Raw genomic sequence first — 15,890 nt, 5'->3', positions numbered from 1 at the left:
TATTAGTAAATAAGATCTCTTTTTATATAGAAAGATCTTATTATTGTTACTATTAAGATCTTTTTTGGTTGTGAGTAACCTTATTCGATCCTTATGGAAACTGGTGTTATAGGATCCAAAGATCTTGTGAAAATGCGATCATTTTCTTTAAAAATCTTGTGTGTAAAATGGAAAGTTATTAACAACTTTATTTTTTCTCAAAGTTACCAAGTGAGTAAAAACAGTTTTATGACAGATTATTTATGAGTTATCCACAGATAAAAATGAATTTTTATTGAAATCCCTATAATTTAGTTTTTTTAAACAATTAATTTTATTAAATGTACGTTTTATGACTTGACATTGTAGTTACTACAGATTTTATGCTTCTTGTAAAGTAAATCAAATAGTAAAGGAAGCAAAATGAAAAAAATTTCTACAGTACAAAATAATCCCCCTAAAGAATATCAGCAGCATGCATCTTGCCCTCATAGTCAAATATCTAAAAATAAAATGGTATTAGGCATTAGTTTTGCAATTATTACCTTTTATATGGTTGTTGAATTTCTAGGGGGATATTGGTTTAACAGTCTTACTTTGATGGCTGATGCTGGGCATATGGCAAATGATAGTTTATCTATTTTTTTAGCATGGATTGGGTTATTTTTAAGTCTAAAATGGCAAAAATGGTTGGCTTTAATCAATGGAATTTCATTAGTTTGGGTCGCTATTTGGATTTTTATCGAGGCTGTAACACGTTGGCAGGCTCCGATAGAAATAGCTGCTTTGCCAATGTTAGGTGTAGCTTTACTAGGGTTTGGGATTAATTTGTTGGTAGCTTTTATAATGCTAAAAAGTAATCGCCATAATTTGAATATTAGTGCAGCATATTTGCATGTTTTAGTAGATTTATTTGGTTCGGTTGTTGCTATTATTGCAGGAATAAGTGCTTGGTGGTTAAATTGGCAGTGGGTTGATGTAGTCGCTAGTGGTATTTTAAGTCTTTTTGTCTTATACAGCGGTATTTCTACAGTTTTTCAAGCTGTTAAATCATTGTATGATAGTAATACACATTTCTTATTAGATGATCATTCTCATTAAAGTAAAAAATTGCTTGAGGAAATAATGAAAATTAGTGAATTAAGTAAATCTACGCATACTAATATTGAAACTATCCGCTACTATGAAAAGCAAGGAGTATTGCAGCCATCTAAGCGATTGTCTAATGGTTATCGATATTATGATGAAGAAAGTGTAGAACAATTAAAATTCATCAAAAAATGTCGAACGTTGGGTTTCTCTTTAGAGAATATTAAGGTACTCAATCGTATTAAATTTAGTATGAAAGATCATTATCAAGCAGATCAATTAGTACTTAATCAACTGATTCAAGTGGAAAATAAAATATCTCAATTATTAGAAATCAAAGATTTTTTACAGTCTATTGTTACCGAAAGTGAACATAATGAAGAGGAATGTAAAGCAATAGAAGGATTGAAAAGCGAATGCAATTTGTAAAAATACTCAGAAATTTGACCGCTCTTTAGGAAGAAAAAATGCCGCTTAAATTTTAATATTTAGACGGCATTTTATTTTTCTAGCTATTATTTAGACAAATCAATTTGATACACTGCAAAACCGATTTCGTCAGTACCCACCTGTTTCATCGGATATTGTGCTTTTTCAGCGATAAATTTCGCCGCTTGTTCGCTTGGCGAGGTTTCAAAACGGACATCTAATTTATCGTTACCTGTGATAGGCACAAAACGCCAGTTTTTATCCGCATTTGGATTGACTGAACCCTCTTTCTCACTGGTTGCTTTAATATAATCAGCCAAAATTTGACGGCTTTCATCAGGCGAAGCGTAAACAATATGTTTATCACCAGTACCTGGGAATTTATTACCGTAAGCACGATAGTTATTCGTTGCGATCAAGAATTCTGCTTTTGGATCAACTGGTTTGCCTTGATAAGTGAGATTTACTACACGATGCGATTCTGGGTTAATTAATTTACATTCACCATCGTAACGAGCAGGTTTGGTTAGATCGTATTCATAATTGACACCATCAATCACATCAAAGTTATAAGTGCGGAAACCTTCCCAGTCGATTAATGATTGTGGTTTATCACTTGTAGGGTCAATTTGTTTAAACATACCAGCACTACATTCTAACCATTCTTTTAATTGTTCGCCTGTCGCTTTAACAACCACTAGCGTATTTGGATAAAGGTATAAGTCTGCCGCATTACGGAAAGTTAATTCACCTTTGTTCACTTCGGTATATCCCGTTGGGTCATTTTTACGACCACCCGCTTTAAATGGAGCACCTGCACTTAAAATAGGCAAACCAGCCATTTCTGCCACACTGGATGCCACTTTTTCAACGTATGCTTTTTGTGCTTGGTTTACAATTTGAATGGTTGGATCATCTTGCACTAATGCAAGGTAACTATACATATTGTCTGTAGCTTTGCCGATAGGTTGAGACACAAACTTACGTGTTGCTTCGTGAACTGGTGCTAAAAGAGCGGTGATTTCTGGGTCATTTTTTGCAAGTGCTTTTTTGGTTTCTACATCATAAATTGGACGAAGAACCGCTTTTCCAGAGGTAACAATCCATTTGCCTTTGTGTTCTGTTAATCCTAAATCTACCACGCTGATATTATTTGCCCAGTAACCAGCCATACTTTCTGGTACACCTTTTACTGTACCATTTACGATATCTGCATTTGGTGATTTCGCAAATTCTTTATTTGGGAATAAACGGTGTGAGTGACCAAAAATAACCGCATCAATATGTGGAACATCCGCTAAATAGAATGCCGAGTTTTCAGCACCTTCTTTGTATGGTTCATCAGACGGGCCAGTGTGAGCTAATGCAACGATAATATCAGCCCCTTTTTTCTTCATTTCAGGGACATATTTTTGTGCTGTTTTTACAATATCACGGGTTTCCACTTTGCCTTGAAGGTTCGCTTTATCCCAAACTATAATTTGTGGCGGTACAAAACCAATATAACCGATTCTTAATTTATGTGTTTTGCCACTATTATCCACCACAGATTTTTCTTGAATGACATAAGGTGTGAAATAAGGTTCTTCTGTTCCTGCTTTTACTACGTTCGCATTCACAATCGGGAATTTAGCTTGTTTGATGGCATCTGCAAGATAATTGAGACCATAGTTAAATTCATGGTTACCTAATGTACCCACTTCATAATTCATCGCATTTAAACAATCGACCGCAGGGTTAGATTTACCCTCTTTATAGCCTTGTGCAGCTTGATAGTCTGCAATAGGGTTACCTTGAATTAAATCCCCGTTATCAACCAATACGCTATTTTTTACTTCAGCACGTGCTTGACGAATAAGGCTTGCTGCACGAGTAAATCCGAATTTCTCGGTTGGGGCGTCTTTGTAATAATCAAAGTCTGTTAAAAAGCTGTGAACGTCAGTAGTAGCAACAATACGTAAATCTACATCATGTTTACCTTTTGCTGTCGCAAAACGGCTTGCACTTAATGCAAGAATACTGCTTGCACCGATTTGAATAAAATGACGTCTATTAATCATTGAGTTTTCCTTATAAGGTGGGTAAATATTGCCTTTATTCTAAGAAAAATAGAGGATTCTTAAAAGAAAGGAGTAAAAATATTTTTATTTAATTAAGCTAATAATCTTTGTACTAAAGAAGTATAAATATTAACCCCAGTAAGCAATTGATTTTCATCGAAATCAAATTCAGTTTCATGATGACCTGCTGTGCGATCTGCGCCAAGAATGAAGTAAATTGCTTTGCCTCCGTGTTCTTGTACACGTCTACCTAAGATAGTCGCATCTTCACTTGCATTGAAAGCATAATCTGAATTTACGTTATTTATTTGTGGTTGTTCAAGAGATATTTCTTCGATGAGTTTTATAAGTTCAACATCATTATTCATATCCACTGCTTCACCTACAATTTCAGTTTCATACGCTACATCAAAACTTATGGAGATACCTTTGGCTATTTGCATGACTTGTTCAGTCATGTATTCATTAATTGCTTTATTTTCTCCCCTCACTTCTAATTGTAATTCAGCAGAGGATGGAATGACATTTCGTCCTTCACCCGCTTTTAGCACCCCCACATTAATTCTTGTCATGCCTTCACCATGGCGTGCAATACCATGAAGTTGAGTGACTGTATGCGCTGCAGCTAATAAAGCATTACGACCTAAATGGGGCGCAGCACCTGCGTGCGCAGGTTTACCTTTATAGCGAATATCAATTTTTGTAGTGGAAAGAAAATTTCTTGGATTAGCAATAACTGTGCCTGTATTCGCGCAAAAACTAATGTGTGAAGAAGCAAAATAATCTGCATCATCAATTATGCCACTTTGTGCAATGGCTGCTGCACCACGAACACCTTCTTCTGCTGGTTGGAATACAATTTTTACTTTTCCAGTGAGTTTATCTTTGTTCTGAGCGATCCATAATGCAACGCCTAAACCTATTGTAATGTGTGAATCATGTCCACAAGCATGCATAAATCCATCGTTAATTGAGGCAAAACCTTCTTTATTTGGAATATGTTCGGATGAGCGAGTTTCAGTTACATTCACACAGTCGATATCAAAACGTAACGCGATGGTTTTTCCTGGTTTACCTGAATCAAATAATGCCACACAACCAGTATACCCTTCCATTTTTTCGAGCCATTTTTCATTGGCTCCATAGGCTTTTGCATTAGCTAAGCCTTTATCTACTACGGCTTGTTTTCGTCCACGAACAAAGTCAGGGTTTATAATTTGTTTACCAAGAAAAATTTCAAAACAACCTAAGTCTTCTAAGTAATCCGCAATGCGAGAAGTTGTCCAAAATTCACTCCAACCAATTTCTGGAAAACGATGAAATTCACGACGCCATTTAACAAGTTGATTTAAATCTAAGTTCATTTTTTTTCTCCTTTAAAAGTCTATAAAAACAGACCGCACTTAAATAAAGTGCGGTCAATTTTTTACTATTTCTACAACATAAATAATGCTAAGAATAAAACAGCAAGTATCATGCCTGGTGCGGTACGTTTTACCATTTCTACTGGGCTTACCATCGCAAGACCTGCACAAACAATGGTTACACCTGCAATTGGTGAAGCTGTACGACCGATTGCACCAGCAATGGCTGCTGCCATACCAAGATTTACATGAATGTAGCCGAGTTCTACAGCATGTGGTGTGACGGCACTGTTAAAGGCAATCGCTGCTGCATCGCCAGAACCTGTAATTAACCCCATTAAGAATGGTCCAATTGTTGCACCCCAACGTACAAATTCGTTAGATTCTTTTAAGAAAGAAATTGCAGCATCAACTGCGCCCGTAGATTTTAATCCTGCTACAAATACGCTGGCTGCAATGATGATACCAAGTACGTTTGCATAAGAATTTCCCATACCATTGAAAAATTCTTCAGTGATTTTTACTGGGGAAATACGAGTGACGATAATGCCGTAAATTGCACCAATCAGCATCGCTTGAGGAACGCCCATTTTAGTCCATTCAAGACCTGGCACTTGTTGTAATGATGTTCCACCAATTACTAAAATAACTAATGGTATTAATGGTGCAAGGGCATAAAGTACATTGACGCCTTCAACAATTTTAATTTCACTTTCTTTTTGTTCTGCAAGATAAGCTTGGCGATGTTGTTCACCATAATCTTTAAAAACAAGCGCAAGAATTGTTAAAACAACCGCACCTATTGCTCCCGCAATCATGCTATATGGCGCATGTGAAAGGTTTACTTGAGTGATAGTTAAGCCTGACATTTCACTAATCATTGCTGAGTGAGAAGAACCCGGGCTCATCATTGATCCAAAAGTACCTGCTAAAATAGCTGCCCCAGCAGTAGCTGGTCGAACACCCGCACTTTTTAAAACAGGAATCAATGTTGCGCCAACCGCAGCTGCACAACCAGCAGCAGAAGGAATAGCAATATTGATGAAAAAGGTGATGACGGTTGCAATCGGAATTAAGAAGAATTTTAATCCGCTTAATGGTTTGGTAAGTAAATGCACTAGATGAGTATCACATTGAGTGTATTTCATTACATAAGCAAAACCCATACTAGAACAGATAGCCATAATTAATCCGCCAGATGTCATGCTTTTGGCAAAAGCATCTAATGCGCCCATTGGATTAAGCGTCAGAATGGACATAATTAAGCCTACACCAATCAAAACAGTTCGGGTTTCGGCTTTTTTAATCAGAAAATAAATTGTGGCAATAATGCCAATCACTGCAACGATGGATTTAAATAATTCCATTATATGTTCCCTTTAAGTTAATAAGAAAAAGTTGTATTGATATCAAATGTGCCACATTCCATATTTTCACTGAAGCACAAAATAGGATTTTCACCCAATACGGTTGCCATTTCATTTTGTATATGAAGTGCTGAACCTTCAGGTAAGGCATATACAAATGCAGTTGGATTAACGAGTAAAAATTCTGCCAAACGTTCTTCTCGGCTTTCACCATTGTGGCCTTGCATTTTACCTGAAATAAAGTGCGGATTAATTTGATGAGGAAAAAGTTGTAATGCTTGAAATGAAGGAGGATAAGTAATCGGCATATCATTAGTTGTCATAATAGATGCGCCAGCTACATTGGCTCCAGCACTCCAACCAAAATAAGGCGTACCGTTATTTACTTTTTCACGAATGATATCAATCAAATTGTGTTCATAAAGTTGTTTTAACAAACAAAATGTATTCCCGCCGCCAATAGCGATGACATCTGCTTGTTCAATGATATCTCGATGCTGTTTACCATGATGAACGGAAACAATATTCATCCCTAAATCAGAAAGTGCATTTTGCACAGTTTTTTCATATTCATCAAAAGTGCGGCGTACCCCAGCATAAGGCACAAAAGCAATTGTTTTACCACGATAATCAGTCAGGAAATTTTGTAACCAAGGTATGGTGTGTTCAAGATAACCTGTGTTCTTGTATTTTGAGCTACTGAGCAGTAACATGTTTTTCATATTTATAATCCTTTTTAGGGATGAAACATTATTGCTATTATGCCGAAGCTAAAAACAAAATCCAGCATAAAAGCTGGATTTTTATAAAGGTAACTCAGTTGTTGATTTAACCGTTTTTAGTGTTACTTCTGATTTTAATGTTTTAATGCCAAGCCTAGAATTGAGATAAGTGGTTTTAATGTGGTTAAATTCTTCTAAATCTGATACACAAAGTTTCAGAAGAAAATCGAAAGTTCCTGCCATAAAATGACATTCGATGATCTGTGGGATTAATTTTACCTCAAAAATAAACCGCTCTTTTAATTCAGGATCTTCTTCAAAGAAAGAGCCTAATGCATAAACGATGAGATTACAATTTACTTTCTTGGGATTCAATAAGGCAACATAACTATCAATTACGCCGCTTTCTTCCAGTTGATTTACTCGGCGTAAGCAAGCTGAATTTGAAAGCCCTATTTCGTTGGCAAGTTCATTATTTTGTAATCGACCATTGCGTTGCAATGCTTTAAGAATACGGGTATCAATATTATCAAAGCGTTTTTTAAGCATAGTAAATCCTTTTTATGCTAACAAAAAAGATAACCTAGTATAAAATAAACCGCCTAGAAAAACTGTGATCTAGGCGGCAATTTGACTAATTAAACGCTATATAAGGATACTTGTACTACCAGTAAAATAGATCCGATTAGTAATAAGCATCCAATCATTGGCATGACGAATTTAACCCATCTATCAAATGGAATATGCAACATTTGGAGTGTCACCAACACTAATCCTGTTGGAGCTAAGAATAGCATTGCATATTGTCCCCAGTTGTAAGCGGAAACCACGATATCGCGTGGAATACCCACTGAGTCAGCAAGTGGAGCCATTATTGGCATTGAAAGCACGGCTAAGCCTGAAGAAGACGGCACGATTAATCCTAGGAAAATAAATACGACTAATTGACCTAAGATGAATACGCTACCTGGCATACCACTAACTACATTAGACATATAATCAAGGATGGTGTCAGAAATCATACCTTGTTCGAGCACTAAGTTTACGCCACGAGCAAGACCAATGATTAAGGACACACCTACTAATTCTGATGCACCTTCTGTGAAGGATTCCACAATATCTTTTTCAGACAAGCCACTGATAAACATAATGATGATAGTAATGGCAAGGAAAGATGCAGCCATTTGAGGGAACCACCATCCGCCCACCATTACACCCCAAATCATAATAGGGAATGCAATACAGAAAAGCGTTAAGATTAATTTGCGACGAGCTGAGAATGCGATAGTTGCATTTGGATCAAAGTTCTTCATATAACGTTGGCGAAATTCTTCGCGATCGTCGTAAGTGAAAGAAAAACTTGGGTCAGCTTTGATTTTTTTACAGTACCAATAAAGATATGCGATTACACAAGTTGCCCCTAAAACTAAACCTAGAGCACGGAAACCAATACCTTCAGTAAATTGAATACCAGCTGCATTTGATGCGATAACAACGGAGAATGGGTTAATTGTAGAGAATGCAGTTCCCATAGATGAAGCAAGGAATATTGCCCCTACGCAGACTATCGCATCATATCCCAGGGCCAAGAATACTGGCACCAGAATCGGATAGAATGCCACTGCTTCTTCTTCAATACCACAGGTCGTGCCGCCTAACACCATTAAGACGGATACGCTGAATACAATAAAAAACTCATTGCCTTTGGTTTTCTTCGCTAGAGCCATTAAACCGGCATTAAAAGAACCAGTGCGGTTAATGACACCAATCATACCACCTAATACAAAGATAAAGACCATAACATCAACGGCTTCAATTGTACCTTCAACCATACTTTTGGTGATATCTTCAATGCCTTTATGGTGTTGTTCTACACGTTGATAAGTACCAGGAATAGCGATTGGTTTTTTGATCACGCCTTCGGTGAAATTGGAGAGTTTAATTTTGATATTGAGATTATCAAGAGTGTCTGTTGTGGCGGGATAAGTCTTATCGTCAACGCCATAAGCTTTGACTACAAAAACATTATCAGTGGAGTTATATGTTAATTTTGAATATGAACCGGATGGAATAACCCAGGTCAATCCAACAGCGAGAATTAATATTGCAAATAAAATTGTAAACGCTGATGGGAAATTAAACGTTTTTTTCTTTTTGGACGCATCCATAGCGAGCTCCTTATGTTTAACGTTTAAAGCGCGGTTGATAAAAACATTGGTTAAACCAACCGCACTTTTTACCTTGAGAATAGCTTCTCAAAGTTCCTTTATTATTTAAGCATAGTAAGAAATGCCTTCAGCTTTTTTCGTAATACGTGTACCAGCTTTACCTTTTACAATGTCCACAATATCGGATAAAGAGCCGATGACCGCATCTTTTCCTGTTTGTTTCGCAAAGTTGATTGCCGCTTGTACTTTTGGCCCCATAGAACCTGCTGCAAAACCAAGTTCTGAAATTGCTTCAGGTGATGCAACTGAAATTGCTTTTTGAGTTGGTTTTCCCCAATCTACAAAGGTTGCGGAAACATCAGTTGCGATGATGAATAAGTCCGCATCAAGATTTTCTGCAAGTAAAGCAGAACATAAATCTTTGTCGATAACGGCTTCAACACCTTGTAAATTATGGTTTTCATCATAATAGGTCGGGATACCACCGCCACCCGCACAAATTACGATACTGCCTTTTTCAAGCAACCATTTGACTGGACGAATTTCAAAAATACGTTTTGGCAATGGGCTTGGCACAACTCGACGATATTTATCGCCATCTTGTGCGATAGACCAATTTTTTTCTTTTGCCAAACGTTCAGCTTCTTCTTTCGTATAAACAGGGCCAATTGGTTTAGTTGGATTTTTAAAAGCTGGGTCGTTGATATCAACTTCTACTTGAGATAATAAGGTTGCAAATGGCACTTCAAATGGAACTAAATTACCGAGTTCTTGTTGAATCATATAACCAATCATTCCTACTGACTCTGCACCTAATACATCTAAAGGATAGGTTGGCACATCAGTATAAGCTGCACCTTGTAAAGCGAGCAAACCCACTTGTGGGCCATTACCGTGCGCAATAACTAATTCATTGTTTGGCCAAACTTTAGCAATTTGTTCACAAGCAATGCGAACATTTTGTCGTTGATTTTCGGCTGTCAGCGGTTCTCCGCGTCTTAATAACGCATTACCGCCTAATGCAATAACTATTCTCATACAGCCTCCTTATGCCAAACTTGCTACCATTACCGCTTTAATTGTGTGCATACGGTTTTCTGCTTGTTCAAAAGCAATGTTCATTGGCGATTCAAATACATCTTCAGTCACTTCAATACCATTCGCTAATTCTGGATATTTTTCAGCAATTTGACGACCAACTTTGGTTTCGCTGTTATGGAAAGCTGGCAAGCAGTGCATAAATTTCACTTTTGGATTACCAGTGCGTTTCATTAATTCAGGTGTGACTTGATAAGGAAGTAATAATTTAATGCGTTCGCCCCAGGTTTCTAATGGTTCACCCATTGAAACCCACACATCAGTATGGACAAAATCTACACCTTTAACAGCTTTGTCGATATCTTCAGTTACAGTAATACGAGCACCACTTTCTTTAGCAAATTTTTCGCACATTTCCACAAGACTTGCTTCTGGTAATAATGCTTTAGGTCCACAAATCCGCACATCCATACCTAATTTTGCACCAATTAATAAAAGTGAATTACCCATGTTATTGCGAGCATCCCCAATATATACATAGCTAATTTCGCTTAATGGTTTGTCACAATATTCAATCATGGTAAGTACGTCGGCAAGCATTTGTGTTGGGTGGAATTCATCGGTTAAACCATTGAATACTGGAACACCAGCATAATCAGCAAGTTCTTGAACGATACTTTGTTTAAAGCCACGATATTCAATGCCATCATACATTCTGCCTAATACGCGAGCGGTATCTTTCATACTTTCTTTGTGGCCAATTTGGGAGGAGTTAGGGTCGATGTAGGTGACTTGTGCGCCTTGGTCATGAGCGGCGACTTCGAATGCACAGCGTGTGCGAGTGGAGGTTTTTTCAAAGATGAGCGCGATATTTTTGCCTTTTAATTTTTGTTGCTCTGTGCCTGCATATTTGGCTCGTTTCAAATCTCGAGAGAGATCTAAGAGATATTTAATTTCACGTTCTGTGTGATGAACAAGACTGAGTAAATGTCTGTTTTTCATATTGAAAGCCATAATAATCTCCTTGTGTTTTGACTATCTATTAGGGAATAAACATACATCATTCGAGATACTGCTTGTTGTTCGAACAGTTGCATTATAAGAGAGGTAAAATGAAATTTGTTATCAAATTTCAGCTGTTAATGTAAAGATATCGAATTTTATTGCGAGGTTTTTAGCTTTATTAGAATTTATATTCATTTCAATAAAAATAACCTAACTCTTTATTGGTATTTGTTTGATTTCTAACAGTAGATGAATTTAAACGAAAATATGTTTTAGCTTATTATTAGACAAAGAGTGATGTGTCTATTGATGCTTAATAAAAGTGCGGTTATTTTTATTACAGTTTTAATACATTGATCTTCAACAAGTACCATTTGTATATTTAGTGATATGATAAACATAGTTTATTTTTTGAGGTTTTTATGAATTTACCTTTTCAAGCAATGGTGTCTGATTTAGATGGCACACTTTTAACTCCTGAACATTTAGTCGGTGATCTTACCATTGATACGCTGAGAGCATTAGAGCAAAATGGCGTGGATATAATTTTGGCAACGGGGCGTAACCATACCGATGTGTTATCCATTCTTGGAAAAATTGGTGCGGAACGTGCGATTATGATTACATCAAATGGTGCTCGTGTACGGGATTTACAGGGTAATTTGCTTTATAGCAACAGCTTGCCTGAAGAATTAGTTCTCGAGCTTTACAAAACGCCATTTGATACTTCCAAAGTATGCATGAATAGCTATCAAGATGAAGGTTGGTTTACTAATAAAGATATTCCTGCAATGCGTCAGTTCCACAAAGAATCTGGATTTGATTATAACGTTGTCGATTTCTCTAAACATCATGGACGTGGGACAGAAAAAGTCTTTTTTATTGGTAAAACTCCTGAGGATTTAGTTGAAGTAGAAACTTATTTACGAGATAAGTTTGGTGACGTAACCACAATTGTTTATTCTGCATTAGCTTGTTTGGAAGTAATGAATAAGAATGTTTCAAAAGGGGATGCATTAAAACATTTACTCGAATCGCGAGAATATGAGTTAAAGGACTGTATTGCTTTTGGTGATGGAATGAATGATGTAGAAATGCTTTCTTGGTCTGGTAAAGGCTGTATCATGCAAGATGCAGATGCTCGTTTAAAAAAAGCTTGTCCAGAGTTAGAAGTTATTGGCTCAAATAAAGAAGAATCTGTCGCTCGTTATTTGCGAACCCAATTTGGATTAGATTATTAATGCAGGCATTATTATTCATAAGTTGTGGTGCAATATTAGGAGCGTCATTGCGTTGGACTATAGGATTGTTATTTAATCCTTTATTTTCCTCATTTGCTTTTGGAACTTTAATCGCTAATTTGCTTGGTTGTTTAATTATTGGTGTATTGCTTGGGCTTTTTTGGCAATTCCCACAAATTAGTGCTGAATGGCGGTTATTTTTAATTACCGGTTTTTTAGGATCGCTAACCACATTTTCTTCTTTTTCTTCCGAAGTTGTGGAATTATTTTTTAATGACAAGTGGTTAAATGGATTTTGTGTATTGATGATGCATTTATTCGGATGTTTAGCTATGACTGTGTTGGGCATTTGGATATATAAAATTTGTTCTCAACTTTTACATTAATCCCATTCATTTTGGTTTTGCCCAATTAAATCAGCAAATTCATCGCTACGAAATCCATGTGATAGCATATATTGCCAAATTTTTTGTTTCATTCTAGGCGTTTGCTGTTCGTTGTAATTTGGGAATTTTTTACGTAACAAGTTCTCAGCTATTTCATACCAATCAATTTCTGATTCCATTAAAACTTCATCAATAATATCAGAAGACACACCTTTTAATTGGAGTAATTCTTGTCGAATTCTTCCTACACCATAACCTTTTTGTGCGCGTGAATTTATATAATTTTCTGAAAAACGACGATCACTTTGCCAATTTTTTGCCTGGCATAAAGATAATGCATCATCAATTTCTTCTTCCGAAAAGTTCTTTTCCTGCATTTTATTGCGGAGCTCGAATTCACTATATTCTCTGCGAGAAAGAAGATTAACTATGTAATTAAAAGTAAGAGATGACAAGGAATGATTCCTTTATTTTTATTGAGTTGATATAAAGTGCGGTTAAAAATGACCGCACTTTTGGCGTTGATGATTTGATTTATTCAAAATCAATTTCTGATTCTGAACTATTTTCAGATTGTTCAATGTCAGCCATTAAAGCTTGTTCTGGATTAGCCACTAATTCTGCGCGTAAACGTGCTTCTAATTCATCAGCTTTTTCTGGATTTTCATTGAGCCATTTCATTGAGTTAGTTTTACCTTGGCCAATTTTTTCTCCATTATAGGCATACCATGCACCTGATTTCTCTACAAGCTTGTGTTTTACACCAAGTTCTAATAATTCCCCTGCTTTTGAGATACCTTCGCCATAAAGAATTTGGAAATCTACTTGACGGAATGGTGCCGCTAGTTTGTTTTTTACTACTTTTACGCGGGTTTCATTTCCAATAATATTTTCGCCATCTTTTACAGAACCTGTGCGACGAATATCTAAGCGAACAGAAGAATAGAATTTTAATGCATTACCGCCAGTGGTGGTTTCAGGGTTACCAAACATCACACCTATTTTCATTCGGATTTGGTTAATAAATACAACTAAACAGTTTGCATTTTTAATTTGGCCAGTAAGTTTACGTAAAGCTTGTGACATTAAACGAGCTTGTAGCCCCATATGGGAATCACCCATATCCCCTTCAATTTCAGCTTTTGGTGTCAGTGCGGCGACGGAGTCCACAATGATTACATCAATTGCGCCAGAGCGAACTAATGCATCGCAGATTTCAAGTGCTTGTTCACCATTATCTGGTTGAGAAACAAAAAGTTCTTTTACATCTACCCCAAGTTTTGCTGCATAAATAGGATCAAGGGCGTGTTCTGCATCAATAAATGCACAGGTTTTTCCCGCTTTTTGCGCTTGAGCAATGACGGAAAGAGTTAATGTGGTTTTACCAGATGATTCAGGCCCGAAAATTTCTACAATTCGTCCCATTGGTAAACCACCAATTCCTAGTGCAACATCTAAGCCAAGTGATCCGGTAGAAATAGATTCTACATCCAACGTTTTGGTATCGCCTAATTTCATAATTGAGCCTTTACCAAATTGTTTTTCGATTTGTCCTAATGCTGCAGCTAGTGCTTTTTGTTTTTCTTCTTTAGTCGCCATAAGTGAATTCCTGTTTGAATGTTCAAGTTTTTTGTGATTATATCTGTATTGATGTACAGGTCAAGAAAAATATTCATATTTGGAAAAATATGGGATATGTATTCCAAAAAAAGCAGATCTAAACCTTAAAATGAGGAGGTTATGATAAAAGCTTGTTAATTGACTTTTTAGGTTAAATTATATATAAAGCATAATGGTAAGAAAATTTTTAAATATAGTATATTTATATATAAACCAATTGTTTACATAAAAATAAATTTCAAATTTACGATCAGCTTCACAAATCTGAAATTTATTCTTAGTCAGATTAAAAACTTCATGGTATAAACCAAATCAGAAGTACTTCTACTGACCATCTTTAAAATTGTTATTCATAGGAGATTTATATGAATATAAAAGACGAGCATATAGATAATGTTTGCTCTATATTAGATCAGTTAGTAGGAAATGTTACCTTTAAAAATCTTTTTACAGGTTACGGTTTGTTTCACAAGGAAGAGACAATGTTTGCCATTTGGCAGAATAAAAAACTTTATCTACGTGGTGAGGATGAACTTGCAATTCAATTAAGTAAATTAGGCTGTGAACCGTTTACAACAAATGAGTTGAATAAGCGATTTGTACTTTCTCAATATTATGCACTTTCAGATCAGGTGATGCGTAATAATATGTTGTGTAGAAAGTTGATTATTCTTTCTATTCAGCAAATTCGCAATCAGAAGTTAGATCGTACTTTAAGAAAGCTAAATAGATTAAAGGATTTACCCAATTTAACTATCAAGCATGAAAGAGCGCTAATAAAAGTTGGCATTACTGATGTTGCAATGCTAAGAGAAATTGGTGCAGAAAATGCATTGGTGGAATTAAAGAAAAGCGGCAGCGGAGCAACTTTAGATTTTTATTGGAAGTTAGTATGTGCTTTGCAAAATAAAAATAGTCAATTTTTAAGTCAATCGGAAAAAGAGCGTTTATTAAAGAAATTAAACGAAATATTGAGAAAGAATGGCTTGAAAGGCTATAGAAAATTAGATGACGAATAAAATTTGTTCATTCAAATAATTTTTTGCAAAAAGTACTTGCAAGGGATTTGAAAATCCCTATAATGCACCGCACACAACGACGCACTGTTGTGAAGTATTTAAATTTACAAGTGCGTCGTTGTTTTTTGCTCTTTAACAATGTATCAGACAATCTGTGTGGGCACTTGTTGATTGACTTGTTTTAAAATATTTTTAATTTTGAAGTCTTAATAGGTGCTTAACTGAAAATTCATCATTACTTTTTTAAGTAGTGTTTTTATTTATAGCTAAGCAGTTTATTGAGCGATTGAACTTGAATTGAAGAGTTTGATCATGGCTCAGATTGAACGCTGGCGGCAGGCTTAACACATGCAAGTCGAACGGTAGCAGGAGAAAGCTTGCTTTCTTGCTGACGAGTGGCGGA

The 15,890-nt window shown here is 36.1% G+C and carries 15 protein-coding genes and 1 rRNA gene; 6 read left to right on the top strand and 10 right to left on the bottom strand.

Features of this window, described 5'->3' with window-relative positions; genetic code table 11:
* Nucleotides 1-402: 402 nt before the first annotated feature.
* Both DV424_RS06490 and DV424_RS06485 read left to right on the top strand, forming a co-directional pair.
* Nucleotides 403-1,080 (top strand): cation diffusion facilitator family transporter, encoded by a 678-nt coding sequence (locus DV424_RS06490; RefSeq protein WP_118859478.1) that lies wholly within the window; start codon nt 403-405, stop codon nt 1,078-1,080.
* A gap of 24 nt (nt 1,081-1,104) precedes the next feature.
* Nucleotides 1,105-1,497, top strand: coding sequence for a MerR family transcriptional regulator (locus tag DV424_RS06485; RefSeq protein ID WP_105904805.1), 393 nt, complete (start codon nt 1,105-1,107; stop codon nt 1,495-1,497).
* 86 nt (nt 1,498-1,583) lie between these two features.
* Here DV424_RS06485 and cpdB read toward each other — a convergent pair whose 3' ends face one another.
* The 8 genes from cpdB to DV424_RS06445 all read right to left on the bottom strand — a co-directional run bounded on the left by cpdB (nt 1,584) and on the right by DV424_RS06445 (nt 11,230).
* Complete coding sequence (gene cpdB / locus DV424_RS06480; protein WP_118859477.1) at nt 1,584-3,557, bottom strand: 2',3'-cyclic-nucleotide 2'-phosphodiesterase; 1,974 nt, start codon at nt 3,555-3,557, stop codon at nt 1,584-1,586.
* Nucleotides 3,558-3,649: 92 nt separating this feature from the next.
* On the bottom strand, nt 3,650-4,921 hold the full coding sequence (locus tag DV424_RS06475; RefSeq protein WP_118859476.1) for a M20 family metallo-hydrolase: 1,272 nt from the start codon (nt 4,919-4,921) through the stop codon (nt 3,650-3,652).
* 71 nt (nt 4,922-4,992) lie between these two features.
* Nucleotides 4,993-6,288 carry a C4-dicarboxylate transporter DcuC gene (gene dcuC, locus DV424_RS06470; protein ID WP_118859475.1) on the bottom strand — a complete coding sequence of 432 codons (1,296 nt, stop codon included), beginning with the start codon at nt 6,286-6,288 and terminating at the stop codon, nt 4,993-4,995.
* 17 nt (nt 6,289-6,305) lie between these two features.
* On the bottom strand, nt 6,306-7,010 hold the full coding sequence (pepE, locus tag DV424_RS06465; RefSeq protein ID WP_162790760.1) for a dipeptidase PepE: 705 nt from the start codon (nt 7,008-7,010) through the stop codon (nt 6,306-6,308).
* 81 nt (nt 7,011-7,091) lie between these two features.
* Nucleotides 7,092-7,559: an Lrp/AsnC family transcriptional regulator gene (locus DV424_RS06460; protein ID WP_046949263.1), complete on the bottom strand. Its 468-nt coding sequence runs from the start codon at nt 7,557-7,559 to the stop codon at nt 7,092-7,094.
* Between the two features lie 89 nt (nt 7,560-7,648).
* On the bottom strand, nt 7,649-9,178 hold the full coding sequence (locus DV424_RS06455) for a YfcC family protein (protein WP_005658950.1): 1,530 nt from the start codon (nt 9,176-9,178) through the stop codon (nt 7,649-7,651).
* A gap of 105 nt (nt 9,179-9,283) precedes the next feature.
* Nucleotides 9,284-10,216 (bottom strand): carbamate kinase, encoded by a 933-nt coding sequence (arcC, locus tag DV424_RS06450; protein WP_046953375.1) that lies wholly within the window; start codon nt 10,214-10,216, stop codon nt 9,284-9,286.
* A 9-nt stretch (nt 10,217-10,225) separates the two neighbouring features.
* Nucleotides 10,226-11,230, bottom strand: a complete 1,005-nt coding sequence (locus DV424_RS06445; protein ID WP_118859474.1) for an ornithine carbamoyltransferase — start codon at nt 11,228-11,230, stop codon at nt 10,226-10,228.
* A 413-nt stretch (nt 11,231-11,643) separates the two neighbouring features.
* On the opposite strand from DV424_RS06445, the gene DV424_RS06440 reads away from it, so the two are divergent.
* On the top strand, nt 11,644-12,462 hold the full coding sequence (locus DV424_RS06440; protein ID WP_118859473.1) for a Cof-type HAD-IIB family hydrolase: 819 nt from the start codon (nt 11,644-11,646) through the stop codon (nt 12,460-12,462).
* Nucleotides 12,462-12,848 carry a fluoride efflux transporter CrcB gene (crcB, locus tag DV424_RS06435; RefSeq protein WP_105904809.1) on the top strand — a complete coding sequence of 129 codons (387 nt, stop codon included), beginning with the start codon at nt 12,462-12,464 and terminating at the stop codon, nt 12,846-12,848. Before DV424_RS06440 ends, crcB begins: the two co-directional genes overlap by 1 nt.
* Here the strand turns inward: crcB and recX are convergent.
* Both recX and recA read right to left on the bottom strand, forming a co-directional pair.
* Nucleotides 12,845-13,303 (bottom strand): recombination regulator RecX, encoded by a 459-nt coding sequence (recX, locus tag DV424_RS06430; RefSeq protein WP_118859472.1) that lies wholly within the window; start codon nt 13,301-13,303, stop codon nt 12,845-12,847. The genes crcB and recX overlap by 4 nt on opposite strands.
* A gap of 79 nt (nt 13,304-13,382) precedes the next feature.
* The gene (recA, locus tag DV424_RS06425) at nt 13,383-14,447 is read right to left on the bottom strand and encodes a recombinase RecA (protein WP_118859471.1); all 1,065 of its coding nucleotides are present in this window, start codon (nt 14,445-14,447) and stop codon (nt 13,383-13,385) included.
* Between the two features lie 386 nt (nt 14,448-14,833).
* Between recA and tfoX the strand changes: the two genes are divergently transcribed.
* Nucleotides 14,834-15,487 (top strand): DNA transformation protein TfoX, encoded by a 654-nt coding sequence (gene tfoX / locus DV424_RS06420; RefSeq protein WP_118776328.1) that lies wholly within the window; start codon nt 14,834-14,836, stop codon nt 15,485-15,487.
* A 294-nt stretch (nt 15,488-15,781) separates the two neighbouring features.
* A 16S ribosomal RNA gene (locus DV424_RS06415) occupies nt 15,782-15,890 on the top strand; the annotation flags it as partial.

The sequence above is a fragment of the Haemophilus haemolyticus genome, assembly GCF_003493605.1.
Lineage (GTDB): Bacteria > Pseudomonadota > Gammaproteobacteria > Enterobacterales > Pasteurellaceae > Haemophilus > Haemophilus haemolyticus_J.
The sequence above is the reverse complement of the archived record's forward strand: the minus strand, read 5'-3'. Positions and strand labels throughout refer to the sequence as shown.

Coding starts and splice junctions, on each gene's coding strand:
- DV424_RS06490 (WP_118859478.1), top strand. CDS start 403: ATGAAAAAAATTTCTACAGTACAAAATAATCCCCCTAAAGAATATCAG.
- DV424_RS06485 (WP_105904805.1), top strand. CDS start 1,105: ATGAAAATTAGTGAATTAAGTAAATCTACGCATACTAATATTGAAACT.
- cpdB (WP_118859477.1), bottom strand. CDS start 3,557: ATGATTAATAGACGTCATTTTATTCAAATCGGTGCAAGCAGTATTCTT.
- DV424_RS06475 (WP_118859476.1), bottom strand. CDS start 4,921: ATGAACTTAGATTTAAATCAACTTGTTAAATGGCGTCGTGAATTTCAT.
- dcuC (WP_118859475.1), bottom strand. CDS start 6,288: ATGGAATTATTTAAATCCATCGTTGCAGTGATTGGCATTATTGCCACA.
- pepE (WP_162790760.1), bottom strand. CDS start 7,010: ATGAAAAACATGTTACTGCTCAGTAGCTCAAAATACAAGAACACAGGT.
- DV424_RS06460 (WP_046949263.1), bottom strand. CDS start 7,559: ATGCTTAAAAAACGCTTTGATAATATTGATACCCGTATTCTTAAAGCA.
- DV424_RS06455 (WP_005658950.1), bottom strand. CDS start 9,178: ATGGATGCGTCCAAAAAGAAAAAAACGTTTAATTTCCCATCAGCGTTT.
- arcC (WP_046953375.1), bottom strand. CDS start 10,216: ATGAGAATAGTTATTGCATTAGGCGGTAATGCGTTATTAAGACGCGGA.
- DV424_RS06445 (WP_118859474.1), bottom strand. CDS start 11,230: ATGGCTTTCAATATGAAAAACAGACATTTACTCAGTCTTGTTCATCAC.
- DV424_RS06440 (WP_118859473.1), top strand. CDS start 11,644: ATGAATTTACCTTTTCAAGCAATGGTGTCTGATTTAGATGGCACACTT.
- crcB (WP_105904809.1), top strand. CDS start 12,462: ATGCAGGCATTATTATTCATAAGTTGTGGTGCAATATTAGGAGCGTCA.
- recA (WP_118859471.1), bottom strand. CDS start 14,447: ATGGCGACTAAAGAAGAAAAACAAAAAGCACTAGCTGCAGCATTAGGA.
- tfoX (WP_118776328.1), top strand. CDS start 14,834: ATGAATATAAAAGACGAGCATATAGATAATGTTTGCTCTATATTAGAT.